19 protein-coding genes, 1 tRNA gene and 1 other RNA gene are annotated in these 16,864 nt (G+C 37.8%); 9 read left to right on the top strand and 12 right to left on the bottom strand.

The window, feature by feature from the left end:
• Positions 1 to 40: 40 nt before the first annotated feature.
• Positions 41 to 451 carry an OsmC family protein gene (locus tag Q1A31_RS15640; RefSeq protein ID WP_299878788.1) on the bottom strand — a complete coding sequence of 137 codons (411 nt, stop codon included), beginning with the start codon at positions 449 to 451 and terminating at the stop codon, positions 41 to 43.
• A complete protein-coding gene (gene gshB, locus Q1A31_RS15635; RefSeq protein ID WP_299878785.1) occupies positions 448 to 1,413 on the bottom strand; it encodes a glutathione synthase in 966 nt (321 codons plus the stop codon). The genes Q1A31_RS15640 and gshB overlap by 4 nt, the downstream gene beginning before the upstream one ends.
• 337 nt (positions 1,414 to 1,750) lie before the next feature.
• Between gshB and Q1A31_RS15630 the strand changes: the two genes are divergently transcribed.
• Genes Q1A31_RS15630 through Q1A31_RS15620 form a run of 3 tightly spaced genes read left to right on the top strand, consistent with a single transcriptional unit; the run spans position 1,751 to position 4,293 of the window.
• On the top strand, positions 1,751 to 2,344 hold the full coding sequence (locus tag Q1A31_RS15630; RefSeq protein ID WP_299878782.1) for an RNA polymerase sigma factor: 594 nt from the start codon (positions 1,751 to 1,753) through the stop codon (positions 2,342 to 2,344).
• Entirely contained in the window at positions 2,334 to 3,059 is a 726-nt protein-coding gene (locus Q1A31_RS15625) for a hypothetical protein (RefSeq protein WP_299878779.1), read from the top strand. Before Q1A31_RS15630 ends, Q1A31_RS15625 begins: the two co-directional genes overlap by 11 nt.
• On the top strand, positions 3,046 to 4,293 hold the full coding sequence (locus tag Q1A31_RS15620) for a S8 family serine peptidase (RefSeq protein WP_299878776.1): 1,248 nt from the start codon (positions 3,046 to 3,048) through the stop codon (positions 4,291 to 4,293). Before Q1A31_RS15625 ends, Q1A31_RS15620 begins: the two co-directional genes overlap by 14 nt.
• A 9-nt stretch (positions 4,294 to 4,302) precedes the next feature.
• Here the strand turns inward: Q1A31_RS15620 and hemF are convergent, their stop codons facing one another.
• Positions 4,303 to 5,238: an oxygen-dependent coproporphyrinogen oxidase gene (gene hemF, locus Q1A31_RS15615; RefSeq protein WP_299878773.1), complete on the bottom strand. Its 936-nt coding sequence runs from the start codon at positions 5,236 to 5,238 to the stop codon at positions 4,303 to 4,305.
• 119 nt (positions 5,239 to 5,357) lie between these two features.
• Between hemF and lepB the strand changes: the two genes are divergently transcribed.
• Together lepB and bioD are read left to right on the top strand one after the other, a co-directional pair.
• On the top strand, positions 5,358 to 5,906 hold the full coding sequence (gene lepB / locus Q1A31_RS15610; protein ID WP_299878770.1) for a signal peptidase I: 549 nt from the start codon (positions 5,358 to 5,360) through the stop codon (positions 5,904 to 5,906).
• Positions 5,903 to 6,568 carry a dethiobiotin synthase gene (gene bioD / locus Q1A31_RS15605; RefSeq protein WP_299878767.1) on the top strand — a complete coding sequence of 222 codons (666 nt, stop codon included), beginning with the start codon at positions 5,903 to 5,905 and terminating at the stop codon, positions 6,566 to 6,568. The genes lepB and bioD overlap by 4 nt, the downstream gene beginning before the upstream one ends.
• Before the next feature lie 24 nt (positions 6,569 to 6,592).
• Here the strand turns inward: bioD and Q1A31_RS15600 are convergent, their stop codons facing one another.
• Both Q1A31_RS15600 and lexA read right to left on the bottom strand, forming a co-directional pair.
• Positions 6,593 to 7,417 carry an ankyrin repeat domain-containing protein gene (locus tag Q1A31_RS15600; RefSeq protein ID WP_299878762.1) on the bottom strand — a complete coding sequence of 275 codons (825 nt, stop codon included), beginning with the start codon at positions 7,415 to 7,417 and terminating at the stop codon, positions 6,593 to 6,595.
• A 125-nt stretch (positions 7,418 to 7,542) separates the two neighbouring features.
• Entirely contained in the window at positions 7,543 to 8,130 is a 588-nt protein-coding gene (gene lexA / locus Q1A31_RS15595; protein WP_299878760.1) for a transcriptional repressor LexA, read from the bottom strand.
• Positions 8,131 to 8,476: 346 nt separating this feature from the next.
• On the opposite strand from lexA, the gene ssrS reads away from it, so the two are divergent.
• Positions 8,477 to 8,660, top strand: a non-coding RNA gene (gene ssrS / locus Q1A31_RS15590) — 6S RNA.
• A 65-nt stretch (positions 8,661 to 8,725) separates the two neighbouring features.
• On the opposite strand, the gene Q1A31_RS15585 is transcribed toward ssrS, so the two are convergent.
• The 5 genes from Q1A31_RS15585 to Q1A31_RS15565 form a co-directional block, all read right to left on the bottom strand.
• Positions 8,726 to 9,388 (bottom strand): SPOR domain-containing protein, encoded by a 663-nt coding sequence (locus tag Q1A31_RS15585; protein WP_299878757.1) that lies wholly within the window; start codon positions 9,386 to 9,388, stop codon positions 8,726 to 8,728.
• Entirely contained in the window at positions 9,381 to 10,232 is an 852-nt protein-coding gene (locus tag Q1A31_RS15580) for a type III pantothenate kinase (protein ID WP_299878754.1), read from the bottom strand. Before Q1A31_RS15580 ends, Q1A31_RS15585 begins: the two co-directional genes overlap by 8 nt.
• Before the next feature lie 3 nt (positions 10,233 to 10,235).
• A complete protein-coding gene (locus Q1A31_RS15575) occupies positions 10,236 to 11,060 on the bottom strand; it encodes a biotin--[acetyl-CoA-carboxylase] ligase (RefSeq protein WP_299878751.1) in 825 nt (274 codons plus the stop codon).
• Positions 11,044 to 12,213 (bottom strand): MFS transporter, encoded by a 1,170-nt coding sequence (locus tag Q1A31_RS15570; RefSeq protein ID WP_299878748.1) that lies wholly within the window; start codon positions 12,211 to 12,213, stop codon positions 11,044 to 11,046. The genes Q1A31_RS15575 and Q1A31_RS15570 overlap by 17 nt, the downstream gene beginning before the upstream one ends.
• 147 nt (positions 12,214 to 12,360) lie before the next feature.
• Positions 12,361 to 12,993: an ankyrin repeat domain-containing protein gene (locus Q1A31_RS15565; protein WP_299878745.1), complete on the bottom strand. Its 633-nt coding sequence runs from the start codon at positions 12,991 to 12,993 to the stop codon at positions 12,361 to 12,363.
• Between the two features lie 217 nt (positions 12,994 to 13,210).
• On the opposite strand from Q1A31_RS15565, the gene Q1A31_RS15560 reads away from it, so the two are divergent.
• Positions 13,211 to 13,777, top strand: coding sequence for a hypothetical protein (locus Q1A31_RS15560; RefSeq protein WP_299878742.1), 567 nt, complete (start codon positions 13,211 to 13,213; stop codon positions 13,775 to 13,777).
• A gap of 66 nt (positions 13,778 to 13,843) precedes the next feature.
• On the opposite strand, the gene ribF is transcribed toward Q1A31_RS15560, so the two are convergent.
• Positions 13,844 to 14,773 carry a bifunctional riboflavin kinase/FAD synthetase gene (gene ribF, locus Q1A31_RS15555; RefSeq protein ID WP_299878739.1) on the bottom strand — a complete coding sequence of 310 codons (930 nt, stop codon included), beginning with the start codon at positions 14,771 to 14,773 and terminating at the stop codon, positions 13,844 to 13,846.
• Positions 14,774 to 14,782: 9 nt separating this feature from the next.
• Positions 14,783 to 15,247 (bottom strand): tRNA (cytidine(34)-2'-O)-methyltransferase, encoded by a 465-nt coding sequence (locus tag Q1A31_RS15550; RefSeq protein ID WP_299878736.1) that lies wholly within the window; start codon positions 15,245 to 15,247, stop codon positions 14,783 to 14,785.
• 101 nt (positions 15,248 to 15,348) lie between these two features.
• On the opposite strand from Q1A31_RS15550, the gene Q1A31_RS15545 reads away from it, so the two are divergent.
• Together Q1A31_RS15545 and Q1A31_RS15540 are read left to right on the top strand one after the other, a co-directional pair.
• Positions 15,349 to 15,424 (top strand) — tRNA-Phe (locus Q1A31_RS15545).
• 329 nt (positions 15,425 to 15,753) lie between these two features.
• On the top strand, positions 15,754 to 16,734 hold the full coding sequence (locus Q1A31_RS15540) for an MBL fold metallo-hydrolase (protein WP_299878733.1): 981 nt from the start codon (positions 15,754 to 15,756) through the stop codon (positions 16,732 to 16,734).
• Positions 16,735 to 16,864 lie beyond the last annotated feature (130 nt).

Raw genomic sequence — 16,864 nt, 5'->3', positions numbered from 1 at the left:
TTTATTCAGCAACTGCAACTGATGACTGGAGTCTTTTTAGTCACTTTAATTCATAATCATGAGTAATTTTGGCTGTTTTTCCAAGCATTATAGAAGCAGAGCAGTATTTATCTGCGGAAAGTTCTATAGCTCTTACCACTCTTTTTTCTGATATATCATTTCCAGAGATAATAAAGTGGAGGTGTATATTGGTAAAAACCTTCGGCTCGGTTTCAGCGCGTTCTGCGGTTATTTCAACCTCGCAATCAACGATGTCTTGTTTACTTTTTTTAAGCATGGAAACAACATCAAAAGAAGCACAGCCACCTAAACCCAATAGAAGCATTTCCATTGGACGTATGCCAAGGTTTCTGCCGCCGTGTTCAGGAGGCCCATCCATAACGACTGAATGCCCACTTCCTGATTCCCCTACAAAGCTCATATTATCGAGCCATTTCACCCTTGTATTCATTGTAAATTCTCTTTAAGACTAATTTCAATTTCATCCATTAATAAGCCAGATATATTTGCCGAATAGATTGTGTCTAACTCGCGAATGCAGGTAGGACTGGTGACATTGATTTCAGTAACATAGTCTCCAATGACATCTAACCCTACGAATATGAGGCCCATTTCTTTCAGTTTTGGTCCTATTGCATTACAAATCTCGAATTCTCTTTCGGTAAGGTCTACGCCTTCATAGCTGGCACCAGCCGCTAAATTACCTCGACTTTCACCTTTCGCAGGTATTCTTGCTAATCCATGAGGAAATGGTTTTCCATTAATGACTAATATTCTTTTATCCCCATTTTTGAATTCTGGAAGAAAGCGTTGAGCCATCACGGTTTGAGTGCCGTTATTTGTTATTGTTTCTAGAATGACACTTCTATTGGCATCACCTTCCTGAATTTGGAATACCATTGAACCACCCATACCATCAAGGGGTTTTACAACAATTCGTTTAAGCTGCTCATGGAATGCTTTGATCCGCTGAATATCTCTGGTAACAAGTGTTTCGGGGGAAAATTCTGGAAACCAGGCAGTAAAAAGTTTTTCATTAGCGGTTCGTATACTAGAAGGTTTGTTGACGACTAAGCATCCTTTTTGTTCAGCCAATTCTAGAATATAGGTGGAATAAATGTACTCCATATCAAATGGAGGATCTTTTCTCATTATTATGCAGGATAGTTCATGTAACGGTCTGTCACTGGATTCTTCTAATTCATACCAGGAATCAGGATTATCAGTGACCTTAACCTTAGACATATTGGCAAAAGCTATACCATCTTTAACATATAAGTCTTTCTGGGTAATATAATATATAGAGTAACCTCTTCGTTGTGCTTCGAGCATCATTGCGAAAGAGCTATCTTTTTTAATATTTATTGATTGAATAGGGTCCATGACGACCCCTAAGCTGATTTGTTTTTGCATAGATAAACAGTGTTCAATAATGAAAGACATCAATATTGTATGCTAAAACGAACATAAGCAATTAGAAATACGCAAAAAAAAGGCGGACATAAAGTCCGCCCAAAGTTGCGAGGGAGTCGGTACAGAGCAAACCGCTAGATTTTGCTCGTGAATATGGTTGGTCTACAAATCCCCTTTGATCAAGCCCAACTTAACCGTCTCACACATGCTCTGTGGCAATTCATTTAATAAAGGTTCATTTATTTGTGTTAAATTGTCTTTTTTTTATCATTTTGGATAAAATAAATTATTTTGAACATTTTATTTAGTCGAAACTACAGAATCAATGGACGCAGTTGTGAAGAACAATAAGCAAACAGTTGAAGAAAAGACGATACGTGATACCGAGTTATTAAAAAAGATATCTGAAGGTGATCGTGACGCATTTACAGAGTTATATATAAGCTACCAACCAAGGCTTATTAAATTTTGTAGTCGTATGTTGAAATATGATGTTGCATTGGCTGCGGATATTGCCGATGAAGCACTTATTGAAGTATGGAAATCAGCTGGTAGCTTTTCAGGACTTTCACAACCATCTACCTGGATACATTCGATCGCACGTTTTAGGATGATCGGTTATTTAAGGAAGAACAAAGAGTTATTGCAGGATGATGATTTTGAACAACTAAATATAGAGGACACAGATCTATTACCAGAACAAGAAGTGATTATTTCAGAGAGAGACCAGGAAATAGTCGACAATTTAGCAAAGCTTAGCGAGAAACATAGAGAAGTTATAGAATTAGTTTACTATCGTGAATTGTCTATAAAAGATATTTCAGTGATGTTAGATATCTCTGAAAATACCGTTAAAACTCGGATGTTCTACGCAAGAAAGCACTTGAAATCACTTCTTTCAAATACAGATCTTTTAGACCATGAATATTGATACTAAGAATAATGAAATCCCGGAAAGGGCGCTAGAGTTACTACCTTGGTTTGTAACTGGACAGCTTTCTTCTGAAGATAATGCTTACTTTAAAGAAGTATTACAGTCTAATAGTGTGCTTGAATCACTCGTAGAGGAAGAACGTAACGTTTTTAATCTAATGACAGAGGATAAATCATTAATAGGTTTATCAACGCTTGCGTCACCAGAATCTAGACTTGAAAATGTTTTCAAGCAGATCGACAATATTTCAGTCGAAACACCATCAAGTATTTCAACTAATGAAAATCAAAGTTTCGTAGATAAAATTAAAAGTGCTATTTCAGTATGGGTGCCAGCCACGTTTGGTGTGACTGAGTATGCACGTTTTGCTAGTGTTGCTTTATTAGTAATATCTTTATCAGTAATGATGGCTTTTGTAGCTCCTTTGTTTACAGCAGATAGTGAGTTTACACCAGCAGCTGCAAAATCTGCGGAAGTCGTCAACGATAAATCAACTACCATTTTGCTTGTAGGTACTAATGGTTCAATGGATTCGTTACAGTCACTCCCTTTGCTTAAAGGAAAGCTTAAGAAAGTTGAGTCTGTTCCAGGTAAGGAAGGCATGTACCAAATTAGTTTTAATCAAAAGTTGAATAATGCCCAGATAAAAGAAGTATTATCTTCTCTATCTTCTAACAAAGACTTGATATGGTTTGCCGGTGAAGCATATTAAATTATCTATTTTAAGTAGTGCTGCTATTTGCAGCCTTGCTATTGGCGCAGTTCAAGCCGATGAATATGCTTTGGATGACGAAAACAAAGAGCCATTGTATTTTGATTTTGTCTATGAACCAAAAATAGTAAAAAAACCAAGAAGATCAAATTATATTAAAGATGAAGTTGTATTGTTGTATGCAACTGAAGATATTTCAAAAGTTAAGAATATTACTCAAAAGTATAATTTAAATCCTGCAAGTAGTACGGTTCTTGCTTCAGTTAAAACAGGGATGCTTGTCGCTAAAACTAATGGCCAAGATCCTTTAAATCTCAGTGCATCAATAAACAAAAAAGAAAAAAGTGTAAACGCTGAGACTAACAATATTTTCAAAACTGCTTCAGCATCCTATAAAAATGCTTATTCGATGTATGAGACGGGTGTTAGTTACGTACACGAAACTACCAAAGGCAAAGGCACAACCATTTGCATGGTTGATACTCCAATCGATATTTTCCACCCATCGTTATCTAATGCTCATATTGAAACAAAAGACTTATTTGAAGTTGATATAAAAAACCAGGAAGCTTTGCTTCATGGAACATCTGTTGCGGGTGTATTAGTCAGTCAAAATCCACATATAGGTATAGCGCCTAAGGCAAAGCTATATTCCATTGGTGCTTTTAAAGCTGAAAAGAATCATCCTTCAGTGTTAAAAGGTTCTTCAGCTGATGTTGCAAAGGCTATTGATGCTTGTATCCAGCATGATGTAGATGTCATCAATTTAAGTTTTACTGGCGGCAAAGATTCTATTGTAGAAAAGATGGTTAGAAAAGCGGTCGCAAAAGGTATTGTTGTTGTTGCCGCTGCCGGAAATGGTGGAAATTGGGGTAGTACAATATACCCAGCCCTAATTCCGGGAGTGATCGGAGCTACCGCAGTTGATGAGAATAAGAAATTATTCAATATGGCTGATAAAGGTCGTTTTATAGATTACTCAGCACCTGGCGTAAATATATTAACGATTGCCCCTGAGGGTAAATATAAATTAGCGACTGGTACTTCAATTTCTTCAGCGCATGTTAGTGGAATCGTTGCCCTCCTGCTTTCGCAGAAGAGTAATAATAATCTAAACTCAGCGCTTACCAAAACAGCTGTTGATCTAGGTAAGCCTGGAAGAGACGATGAGTATGGTGAAGGCCTTATTAATGCTAGTAAAGCATTAGCCGTTTTTAAAGCTCCAAAGCCTTAACATTCCCTATTAATAGTTAACCCAATCTTTGGGTTTTAGGAAGTGATTATATAGTTTTGCTTCTTCAGAGTTTTCTTCTGGCTGCCAATTATATTTCCATTTCACTAATGGTGGCATAGACATCAATATAGATTCTGTACGACCTCCTGATTGTAATCCAAACAGTGTTCCGCGGTCATAAACCAGATTATATTCTACGTATCTACCGCGTCTATAGAGTTGAAAGTCTCGTTCTTGTTCTCCATATTCCAACTCTTTTCTACGGGCAACTATCGGTCTGTAAGCATTGATGTAGCTGTCTCCAATGGCTTTCATGAAATCAAAGGACTTTTCAAAATCCCATTTATTTAAATCATCAAAGAATACTCCGCCGATTCCACGCTGTTCATCACGGTGTTTTAGATAAAAATAGTCATCGCACCATTTTTTGTATGTATCATAAACATCCTCTCCAAATGGCTCACATGCTTGTTTAGCTGTTTGGTGCCAAAACTTACAATCGTCATCAAATCCATAGTAGGGTGTTAGGTCATAACCTCCTCCGAACCACCATACTGGCTCTTCACCTTCTTTTTCAGCGATAAAAAAGCGGACATTGGCGTGCGATGTAGGAATATATGGGTTTTTAGGGTGAATAACTAAAGACACTCCCATTGCTTGAAAGCTTCTACCAGCTAATTCAGGTCTATGAGCAGTTGCTGACCCAGGCATTTTATCGCCTCTAACATCAGAAAAATTCACACCACCTTGTTCAATGACTGCTCCGTCAACAAGTAGTCTTGTCCTCCCCCCACCATACATAACGGGTGAATCAGGTTTTGGTATGCGGGTCCAGGAGTCTTCTTCGAAGATGCCCTTACCGTCTTCCTCAGCAAGTTGTTCGCAGATAGAGTCCTGTAATCCAAGTAAGTAGTCTTTAACGGCTTGAATATCTGGTGCTTGCATAATTAATACCTTTTCTGAATCTGTTTAATTTTGTTGTTAATATATCGTCGATGCAATTGTTACTAAGATTATTAAAGTTATTATTTCGACGCTTACATTTTATAGTAATTGGAATAGTCGTGTTTGCAATTACTGCGATGATTTCTTTGTACTTTATTAATCCCTATAACATTAAATCTAATAATATTCGTCCTCGTATCATCGGAATGGATATCTATCGAATACCAAGTAAATCAATGCAGCCATTGTTAAATCCTGGAGATGTTATCGTGATTTCTAATAAGGCTTATTTAGAAACGGCAATAAATCGGAACGAAATTATAGTGTTTAATCGCAAGCCTAATGAAAAGACCGGTAAAGTCATCCCTTTTATAAAACGCGTAGTGGCTTTGCCTGGAGATCTTTTGAAAATTCACAAAGGTTTTACATATGTTAACGGTAAACAGATATCTGAGTCTTATATAAAAAGTGCGAATAAAATAAAACAGTATTCTTTAAACATGACTGAGATTCAGATCCCTAAAGATAAACTATTCGTACTTGGTGATAATAGGGACAATAGCAATGACAGTAGAATGTTTGGCGTTATTTCAAAGTCAGATGTGGTGGGTAAAGCGACAGCTATAATTTACAGTGCTAATGGTAAGTCGGGCGGAGAAATAAAATGAAAGGTGTTTTTGTAACAGGCACAGATACCGACGTTGGAAAGACTTGGGTAGGACAGAAAATCATTCAACAGTTAACCAAGGATGGTATTTCTGTAGAACCAAGAAAACCGATAGAGTCAGGCTGGCCTGATGACATTACACAAAGTGATGCGTGGAAACTATCTCATGCTTCTAATAAAGAAGATAAATTAGAGTCTATCTGTCCTAATCGATTCCTGGCAGCTATTTCTCCAGACAGGGCTGCCAAAATTGAAGGTAAGCTAATTACGATTAAACAGTTGTCTTCGCAGTGTGTCGAGAATTATAACGCTGAGGATGATTTTTTATATGTAGAAGGGGCAGGAGGGTTCTATTCTCCAATTTGTTCCGATGGTTTAAATGCTGATTTAGCGATAGCGTTACATTTACCGGTTATTTTAGTGGTGGCAGATCGTCTTGGCTGCATTAATCATACATTGCTCAGTATTGAAGCCATTGAAAAGGCGGGATTAACATTGTTAGGTGTTGTTTTAAATAATATTGAAGGTAGTAATTCTAGTAGTCATAATATGAATAATTATGAAGACTTATTAGAAAAGATTGATTACCCGCTGGTTTCTTTTAACAGTATTAACAAAAGTTTTGAAACAGCCAAAGATATCTGTAAATGGTTTGTTCTTTAGTAGTTAGTTTTTTCGAGCATTTAATTATTTGCGTTTCGATTTACGTCTTTTTTTGCTCTTCTTTTTGCTTTTTTTCACTTTAGCGAAATCTAAAGACCTAACTGTAGTAACACGAGCAAGAATTTTAATAATGCCTTGATGCTTTAAATGACGGGCAAGTCCCAGAGCTGTTTTACCGTCTGAGTTTCTTATATCTGGGTCCACACCAACTGATAAGAAGTATTGAACTAATTGCCAGTGACCATAGCGCGCGGCGACGTGTAAAGGAGTCCAGTTTTTATCAGTTTTTTGGCCTGGATTGAGGCCATGTTTAACCAGTACTTTAGCAACATCAATCAGGCCATTCGCACTAGCTATATGAAGAAGAGTAACCCCTCTTGCTCCTTTTTCATTAACATCTGCACCGTTATCGATAAGATCAATAACCATTGATGCCCAGCCTCTAGATACCGCAATACCGAGAGGAGTTTCACCCTCTAAGTTTTTATAGGTAGGAGAGGTTCCTGCTTTGAGAAGTTGCTTCGCTCGCTGAGTTTTTCCAGCTTTCAGTGCCTCTAGCAATTCGACTTCAAGTACAGGGTTAGATGGCGGTTTATTTCTTTTAGGTTTTTTTGGAAGGGTTTTAAGGTCTTGTTTTTCTGGCTTATTCTTTGATTTGTTAGATGACTTACTCGAATTGAATTTCTCTGAGCCGGAACTTAATAACATCAAAACTTCTTCAGACAAAGGCTGTCCATTTGCGTCAAGTAATGCTGTTTGTTTTGCAGTAGCGCTAGAACTAAGAACAATCCCGCTAATAATTAAAAGCGCACAATGAAACGTATTAATTAAGATTTTGTGCTTATTCATGGCCCGTCCTGAACTCGAGAATTATTATTGGTCATATTCTAACAGAATATTTCATAGATAATTCTAAAATCACCTAAAAGCCGGGGGGTGTCCTTTTATCTTGTATTTGTCGTTGTAAAACGTGTTTAGTAGCTACGGAATACACCAATCATTACACCCTGTATTTCCACTTGATCAGCAGGATAGAACATTGATTGTAATTGACTATTAGCGGGTCTTAATTCAACTACTCCTGTATCTTTAGGATGATAATATTTGAGTGTCGCTTCATAACGATCCACCAAGGCAACAACAATTTCACCTTCTCTGGCCGAATTTTTCTTTTGTATGACTACGTAATCTTCGTCCCAGATACCGGCCTCTATCATAGAGTCACCAGCAATCTTTAATACATACCGTCCAGGACCACAAAATAACTGGGCAAGATTGATATTTTGTTGATCTGGTATTGCTTCAATGGGAAATCCTGCCGCGATTCTTCCCATATAAGGTAGGCTACCTTCCTCTTCGAAAGGCTCAATTAATTGATAAGCTGCTTTGCCATCAGCTTCTTGCAGGTAGTTATTATTTATTAAGGTACGAATATGTTTATGTATGGTGCTGCGACCAATACCAATATGCTGTCCTATTTCTTCCAGTGTAGGCAAGTAACCCATTTCCTGGGCCATTTCCTGGATGGTATTTAAAACCAATGATTGTTTTGATGTCAACATATCGTTCTCCCTTTGTTTCTCAGTTTTCTTTATAGCGAACAAAAAAGAAACTTACAAGAGTTATTTCAATTACTTGCGTTTGTATTGAAATACCACAGGAGTACTCAGGATAAGTATCAAAGAAAAAAATGAGTAGATAAACATATCTTTTTAATTTGACAGATTACAGCCATAATGGTTTTTAAGGTATAGTAAGTGGCTGAAAATAAAGAATAATATCAACTATTATTTATGGGTTGAATTTTAAAAACTGCATTGAATTATCTTCAAAATACCCATCACTTCATCGTGTTAATCCAATATCGCTTAACAACCTTTACTATTTATATTAGTATTTAGTTACGGGTGTCCTCTGTGGTATTCGGAAAGTGTGCGGGTAGTCCCTTGAGCCTAATTACAAACTCCGGGGGTTAGAGAAAGTTTTGTGAGCATGACTGCTACGGCGGTAAGCCTAATAAGCTTTTAAAGACTCCCACTTGAACCTTACTGGTTCAAGGTCAATGTACACTTTGCGATATCTTGGTAGGCACCCTTTTTTGTGCCTGTCTATTCGGTAAGCTTTAAGATATAGCTTCTATTCTACTAATCGCTAATTTTACAAAAAAGCACACGCTTTAGGAATCTTTTGTGCGCTGTTTCTTGGGTCTATATCATTTGCCCAATCAATGACGGGTGCATTACTACCAAATGGTTCGTCATAATCAATCCAGTAAACTTCTTTTTGCTTTTTCTGCGTTGTATATTTTGCGTCATAGCCAAGAAAACGAATATATTCGGAATGTCGACGTGCTTCGCCTAATGAATCAAAAGATCCCAATGCTATGGCATTTTTATACGGCCCTGAATCGATAATTTTAAAGTCAGTGACTTCCTGATTTCTAATATCGTTGATAACTTTGATAGCTTCTGAACGATTACTAAAAGGTTCCAGGTATACCAAAAAATTAAGCGTCTGCATGGTTTTTTGTTTATGTATTTCTGTTGCCAAGCCAAAATTATTTATATTTTGTGCGATTATTTTGGCTGTTTTTTCACTGTTAAATGGCCCAAAGGTGTAGCAACTACTTTGTCGTGTTGAGCTATCACTTTGGTAGATATCGTTATTTTGTATAGGCAGCAATGTTAAGCTGGGAACATTTTTTTCCACTAAAAGTGGGGGGGTGTCATAATTCTTCCCCATCGTTAGGGTCCATATTAAATAAAAGGCATTTAGACCGAGTAAAACGATTATGATGTTTTTAAGAAGTGAATTAGACATTTCTTGCTAAATCTTCCTTGATCACTTTAAGGCCATACATTAGAAGGTCTGGTTGCAAGTCGTATTCACTTTCCATATATGGCAATAAGCTCTCTGCTGCGCCACCACAAATAACTCTTTTGATTTCAAGTTCGTCTTTTTGGTTTTGGTTAATGCCATTTTCAGGGTCATTCTTACTAGTAAGCTGAGACTGTTTGATAAGTTGTTGTTCCATCATGTTACAAATATGTTCTATTGCACCAGCATGGCCCAATAAGCATCCACTTGCTATTGCTTGTGTGGTTTCTTTAGAAAAGCATTCAGGGGTAAATACATGGGACTCATTGCCCCATAATCCAAGAAGCTCGGTATTTTCTAATAAACTTTCGGAACACAAATGTAGGCCGGGAAGAATAACGCCCCCGAGATGCTGTCCATTTTTATCAACCGCGTCGATAGTTGTTGCTGTTCCTGAATCCACCACGATACAAGCCCTGTTTCCATTCGTTGAGTTGTTATGTAGATGATATGCAGAGATTATTCCAACAAACCGGTCAGTGCCTAATTTAGTTGGATCCGCGTAGCCGTTTTTTATATTGCTCAGTTCATTTACAGAGGCGACTTCAATAAATTTCATTTGCTGTTCAAGAGCAATTTTTTCGGCAGCACGAGAGAATGTACCGCCCAATACTGAGACCATAATCACGGTATGACTATCATTATTGGAAGTAACTATTTTTTCGTAAACCTCTATGGGTAATTCGTATTGATGGGATGCTGAAGTCTGTTCAGATAATGAGTTTTCATCACTCAAAGTGGCCCATTTAAGGTGTGAATTACCAGCGTCAATTAATAGTGTTTTCATTGATTAGTTGAGCCTGTGGTTGTTTGACTGCGTAAACTGTTGCAACGATTTTTTATCAAGCCTTATATCGGCAGAAGAATAAAACTGGATTTCACCTGAAGAGCTTATAATCCCGAGTCTTCCATGTTGATCAATATCATCAACTTTACCTGAGATAATGCTCCCTTGATGCTGAAAATTTACACTTTCCCCCTGCAAAATATCCCATTCTGCCCATAATTTTTTAAAGTGGTGAAAGTCCATGGTAGCAAAGTTTTTAAGGTGGATAGATAGTCTGTGGATAATGCTGATCAAAAGTTCATCGCGTGAAAATTCATTATCATGCATTGCATCTTTTACCGAGGTAATGCCCTGATTAATATTGTCTGCCTCTATTCCGTTTAAAGAGATATTTAAACCGATGCCTATAATAAATTGATCTGAGTAGTTTGACGTTTCTATCAAAATACCTCCCATCTTTTTACCTTGCCAGTAAATATCGTTGGGCCACTTAACGCCATGCCCTTTCAATCCAATATCTTTTAATGCTTCGGCAATTGCAATGCCCGTGACTAAACCTAATAGAGAACGGTGCTGAGTTTCATCAAGCAGGCAAAAACAAAATGATAAATAAATATTACCACTGTCTGGTGAAACCCAGTTATTGCCACGCCTTCCACGGCCATTGAATTGCTTTTCGGATAGGCAAACATCTCCACATTGACCATTATCTTTTAACCATGTATTGGTAGAATTTATTTCGTCAAAATAATGAATTTTTCCAGGAATATGGGAACTAGTTTCACCTAAGATCAGATCAATATCATAAGGTTTATGTTTTGTCGGCATACGCAGGCAAGCGCTCTTCGGTAATATATTTGAAGGCTATAATAGCACCAATTAAAGCGATAATTGCAGATGATAAGAATGTCCAGACTGCACCCATAGAGTCCCATGCATAACCGCTGAGTAAATGACCTAAAGTTCCTCCTAAACCAAAACTCATTCCAGCATAAAGTGCTTGGCCGCGGCCTTGAAGTCGTCCGGGGAACAAAGTATGAATAAGGTAAATAGCACAGGCGTGAAATAAGCCAAAACTTGCAGCGTGAAACAGTTGAGAGATGATCAGCAATATAAGATTATCAACCCATAGCGCCAACATTACCCATCTTAAAGCTGTGATAAACAAGGCGATAGCAAATAAATGACAGACACTGAACTTAGTCAGTAAACGTCTCATTAAAAGAAAAAGTACTACCTCCGCAAAAACGCCTAATGCCCACATGGCACCTGAGAAATCACGCGAATATCCATGGCCTTCCAGATAAATAGAGAAAAAAGTGTAGTAGGCGCCATGGCTTAAAGACTGAAAGAAGCAGGCTAATAATAATGCCATGACAATCGGCTTTTTAAGCGTTTCTATAATATGTGTTTGTTTACTTTGATAGCTATGATGTGATGCTCTATCTCCAACTAAAAATGTTGTGACAGTGCTTGCTACCAGTAACGCCAGTATTATCAGTGGCAGCAGAGAAATATTACTGCCGCCAATAATCATCGGCAAAACCAAAGCCACCACAATGAAGCCAACTGAGCCCCAAAGTCTTATGTCACTATACCGATTTGTATCATGCGCTAGATGATTGAGTGTGAGCGCTTCATATAAGGGTAATGCGGCGTTCCAGAAAACGCCGAAAAAAGCCATTACCAAGGCAAACCACCAAAAACTTTGATAGGGAATGACGCCCGCAAATACAATCACGGATATAAACATAGATCCCTGAATAATAACTAAACGCTTTTCTATGTGATCAGAGATCCAGCTAAACAGATAGGGTGATATGACCTTACTCGCCATGACAATGGCAAGCAGTTCACCAATCTCATTCGCTGTGAAATGTAGAGACTTTAGATAGAGTGACCAATAGGGTAGAAATGCACCCAGGCCCGCGAAATAAAAGAAGTAGAAAGCTGAAAGCTGAGTGTATTGTGTTTTTCGCATTTAAAGTCAGTATACGATTTTGGCCATGACCTTAAAATCGCGAAGTTACAAAAGCCAAAGTATATGGCTTGTTGCTTAGGCTGACTATTTATTTGATTATAAAAAAATGCTTATAAGTAGGGGGGTGACCTAAGAGCCACTCTAAACCTATCGTGCGCCTAATATTGATAGTAAACGTTGGTCATTTACATTTCTTGCCATGTCTACAGCAGTCAATCCATCTGAGGTTCTTGAGTATGCAGGTGAGCCATGATTAACCAGAAAATTAACAATATTCGGGTGACGAAAACGTACCGCATGATGAAGAGGTATCCAGTTCTTTACTGTTCTGGCGTTAACGTAAGCGCCTTTGTTTACTAGAAATATGACTGCAGAATAATGACCACGAGCGGCAGCCATGTGCAATGCAGTTTCTCTTTCTTGGTTTGAGATATTGATATCCAAACCTTGAGACAAAAGCGTTCTAAGTTGATTGACGTTACCTGCATTTGCTGCAGCAAATAAATCATCAGCTTCTGGTGTTGCAACTGGGGCAGGTGCACTGGGTGGATTATACGGTTGATTGCTAGATACATTTTGAGCAGAAGATTGTGGCATCCCCTGTTCTGTCTGTTGCTGTTGCGCATACCATTCAAGAAGTCGCATTTCGCGTATTCTCTGTTGTTCAAAAGTATCTTGATCAGCGACATAATCTTGCGCATGGCTCACTGAAATGACATTCAAACTCAGAATTAACAGTGTGATGAAAGTTAAATGCTGCTTGCGCTTAGTATTTTGCATGGTATTCCCCGGTGAAGTACGACTTCTTAAACAGTTTGATTTAATGAATTAGTATAGATAGGAAGCGCTTGAAACCATGCTGGTAACAGATAAAGGTGCACAAAATAATGATGACTGCATTAAAGCCTGCAATAAAGGAATGTAAAGATTGTTGAATTTTTGTCAAACTCGACTAGTATTTTAGATTCTGAGTTAACTGTCCCCTACCACTGTATTGATGAAGTCGTTGTTTTTATTTTTATTGGTTATTTATACCTTAGTCTTTACTGTTGCATGTAGTAGCGATGATCGGGTATCTGCATTAAAAAAATGTACCGTATTAGGGGGAGAATCAATCCTTTACGCACGAGCCAACTACGTAAAATTATTCCACTATTTCAATCCAGACAAGTTTTCAGACTCATATGAGCAGACTAAAGAGTTTGATCATGTTACTACCAGAAATATTATCAATACTTACGATATTGCTATTCGCAAATTAAAAACAGACGATGAGGATACGAGATCTTTGCTTGTTTCGTGTCAGCAACTGGCAGATTTTAGTAAGACATTAGTCGATCAATCTTATCCAAGGGCCATGTCTCATCAAAGTAAACATGATGTTTTAAGTGATGCGTTTTTTATTGAAATCAATCAAATCGTAAAGTTTGACAATAAAATTGGCGAATTTGATAAGAATCTCAAGAGCTTTAAGCAATATGTGGATGAGTATCGCAACGCGGTGCAAAGCTACGTCACCAAATATAAGGATGAGCTTCCAGAAGAATTTATTAGTTCTCTTTAGGTTTTTTAGTGACAGGATCTTCTAACAACAATACCTGCTTATAACGAAAACACTGTGTACTCAAATCTAAGTCATTTTAGCTATCAATGTTTTAGCCTTTTCAGCATCTATCAAAATCTGCTCTTTTAATTTATCGAGGTTTTCAAATCGTTTTTCTTCACGAATAAACTCAAGTAATTCTACGCAGACGTATTTTCCATAGACAGAATCTGAAAAATCAAATAAATGCACTTCTAACCTATTCCGACTTCCTGAGACGGTAGGACGATTACCTAAATTAGCCACACCTGTATGAATAGAATCATTTAAACCATGAACACGAACAGCATAAACACCGCGTTTCGGTGAAATATTTTCAGGGAGTTTTAAGTTTAAGGTAGGAAAATTTATAGTTCGACCACGCTTCTCACCATGGCGAACTCTCCCGCTTAGTTGATAGTTGTATCCTAGTAAGCTATTCGCTAATGAAATGTCACCTTGTTCCAGTGCTTTTCTAATCCTTGTACTGCTCACACGCTGCGCTTCTTTTTCTACAGTGGGGGTATCAACCACTGTCATTCCAGAATGTTTTCCTAAGTCGTTTAACATAGCAAAGTCACCCCCCCGGTTATAGCCGAATTTAAAATCATCACCGACAGCGAGATGTTTAACATTCAGGTAATCTTGCAGTATGTCTTTGACGAAGACTTCAGGGGGCATATTCGCAAATGCTTTATCGAATTTTAAGCAGAGAAAGTTATTCACGCCTAGTTGTTCTAATAAACGAATCTTGTCGCGCAGCGGATAAATTCGCGTTGGAGGATTAGGGCTAAAGTATTCAGCAGGCAATGGTTCGAAACTAAGCACCGTTAAAGGTAACTGTAATTCCTGGGCTTTTTGTTTCAGCTTGCTGATAATTTTTTGATGACCTAAGTGGAGCCCATCAAAGTTTCCAATAGTGGCAACACACGCAGAATTATTCTTTTTTTGCGTGTCTATGTGTCGGATAAAATTCATCTGTAAAGTTTAACCCAAACTTTCAAAATGGTTTTGCCTAAGTGCTTCATATGTGACAATTGCAACGGTATTCGAAAGATTCAAACTGCGACTATCTTTTAGCATTGGTAAACGTAATTTATTTTCTTCGGCAAACGTTGCCAATACCTCATCAGGCAAACCGCGTGTCTCCGGACCAAATAACAGTACTGAATCTGTTACTAATTTCGCATCTGTGTAAGTAGTTTTTCCTTTGGTTGTTAAAGCAAAAACAGGTCGATCGCCGATAAATTCTAGAAAGCTTTGATAGTTTTCATGTTCCTGAATAGTTGCCATATCCCGATAATCCATTCCTGCGCGTCTTAATTTCTTCTCATCGAGATCAAAACCAAGAGGATGGATTAAATGTAAGCGTGATCCAGTATTTGCACAAAGACGCATAATGTTTCCCGTATTTGGCGGTATTTCAGGCTCAAAGAGCGCTATATCAATCATATATTTAATTACTTTTTTATAATTTTAAAAACAAAAGAAATCTTGTTAACTTATCTCTTGACAACTAAATACGAAAACGCTCTAATAGCGCCCTCGCTTAAGGCCCGATAGCTCAGTCGGTAGAGCAGAGGATTGAAAATCCTCGTGTCGGTGGTTCGATTCCACCTCGGGCCACCATTTTAAGCTTCTAGTACCACTTCTTGCTTTATCCACAAACACTTTATCTTTTCCATATCCATATAAGTGTTCACAATCATCGTTTAAAAATTTTGAAATCGTATAACGATACTGCATGTTACTTTTTTTAAACCGATCTATTTCCAAATCCCCAATTAATCCCAATTCTGTGTTTCACATGTTCTTTTTTTCATAAATAAACGGTGCTGCGCTTTTGAATTTAATTTTCAAACTTGTGACTAACCTTGGTGTTAATGGGTGTTTATACTAATGTCTAAATTAGACGAATCTAAGTAGTATAAAGCGCTTTATATTGCGGAATTAACTCCATGAAATCTACTGCTAAATTAAAATTTAATGCTGTTTTGTTATGCGCAGTATCGTTATGCATATTGTCGCTTTTATTCGCAAAAGTGGGTTTTGCTAAAGGTAACGGCATTATGGATGCTTTTGAGGCTAAAAAAGTAGCAGAGTACTCCTGGGTTGTATTTGGTCCGTTAACGCCACCTAATCCTCAAAATAAAGGGTTTATGAATAATCCTTTATTCACCATCACCGATAAAAGTGTGATTGTAATAGATCCAGGGTCGAGCTTGCAGGTTGGTGAAGCTTTGCTGGAAAAAATAAAAAAACAAACAGATAAACCTGTTACTCACGTTTTTAATAGCCACGTGCATGGTGATCACTGGTTGGGTAATCAAGCGATTAAAAACGCTTACCCTGACGTGAAAATTTATGCTCATCCTGTGATGATAGAAGAAGCAAAGGCAGGCGAAGCCGAAAGCTGGATAAATCTCATGCATAATTTAACAGAAGGCGCTACCGATGGCACTGAAGCTGTAATAGCTTCAATAACCTTAGAAAATGAGCAGGAAGTAAAGGTAGATAATATAACTATCAAAGCCTATTTGAGTGAGATTGCACACACTAAAACCGATGCGATGTTTGTTATCGTTGAAGATAAAGTACTAGTTACTGGCGATAATAATTTTAATCAAAGAATGCCAAGACTCGATGATGGAAGCTTTCCGGGTAATATAAAAGTGTTAGAAGACGCAATGAAACTGGATGTCGATGTTGTTATACCCGGTCATGGTCCATCTGGTGGAAAAGAGGTGTTAAGCAATTTCCGAGACTTTCTCAGTATTATCTATGAAACCAGTAAAGAAATGCTAGATGATGATGCTGAAGCATTTGAAATGAAGCCTGTGATTGTTGAGAAGCTCGCAAAATACAAAGACTGGGAAAGCTTCGACGATACTATAGGCAAGCTAATCAGTATTGCGGTGCTAGAGGCTGAAAACGAATAAGTAGATTTAACAAGATACAAAAAAGTGCCTAAAAGTAGGGGGGTGACTTAGACCCCCCCCCCAGGGCAAACGCATTATAATCATAAGTTAAACAGCGTTTTGAACCGAAAGTTATCATTCCAAGCGGCTT

It is taken from the genome of uncultured Cocleimonas sp., assembly GCF_947495625.1.
Taxonomy (GTDB): Bacteria; Pseudomonadota; Gammaproteobacteria; order Thiotrichales; family Thiotrichaceae; genus Cocleimonas.
Note: the sequence above shows the minus strand (reverse complement) of the source record. Positions and strands in the feature narration are given on the sequence as shown.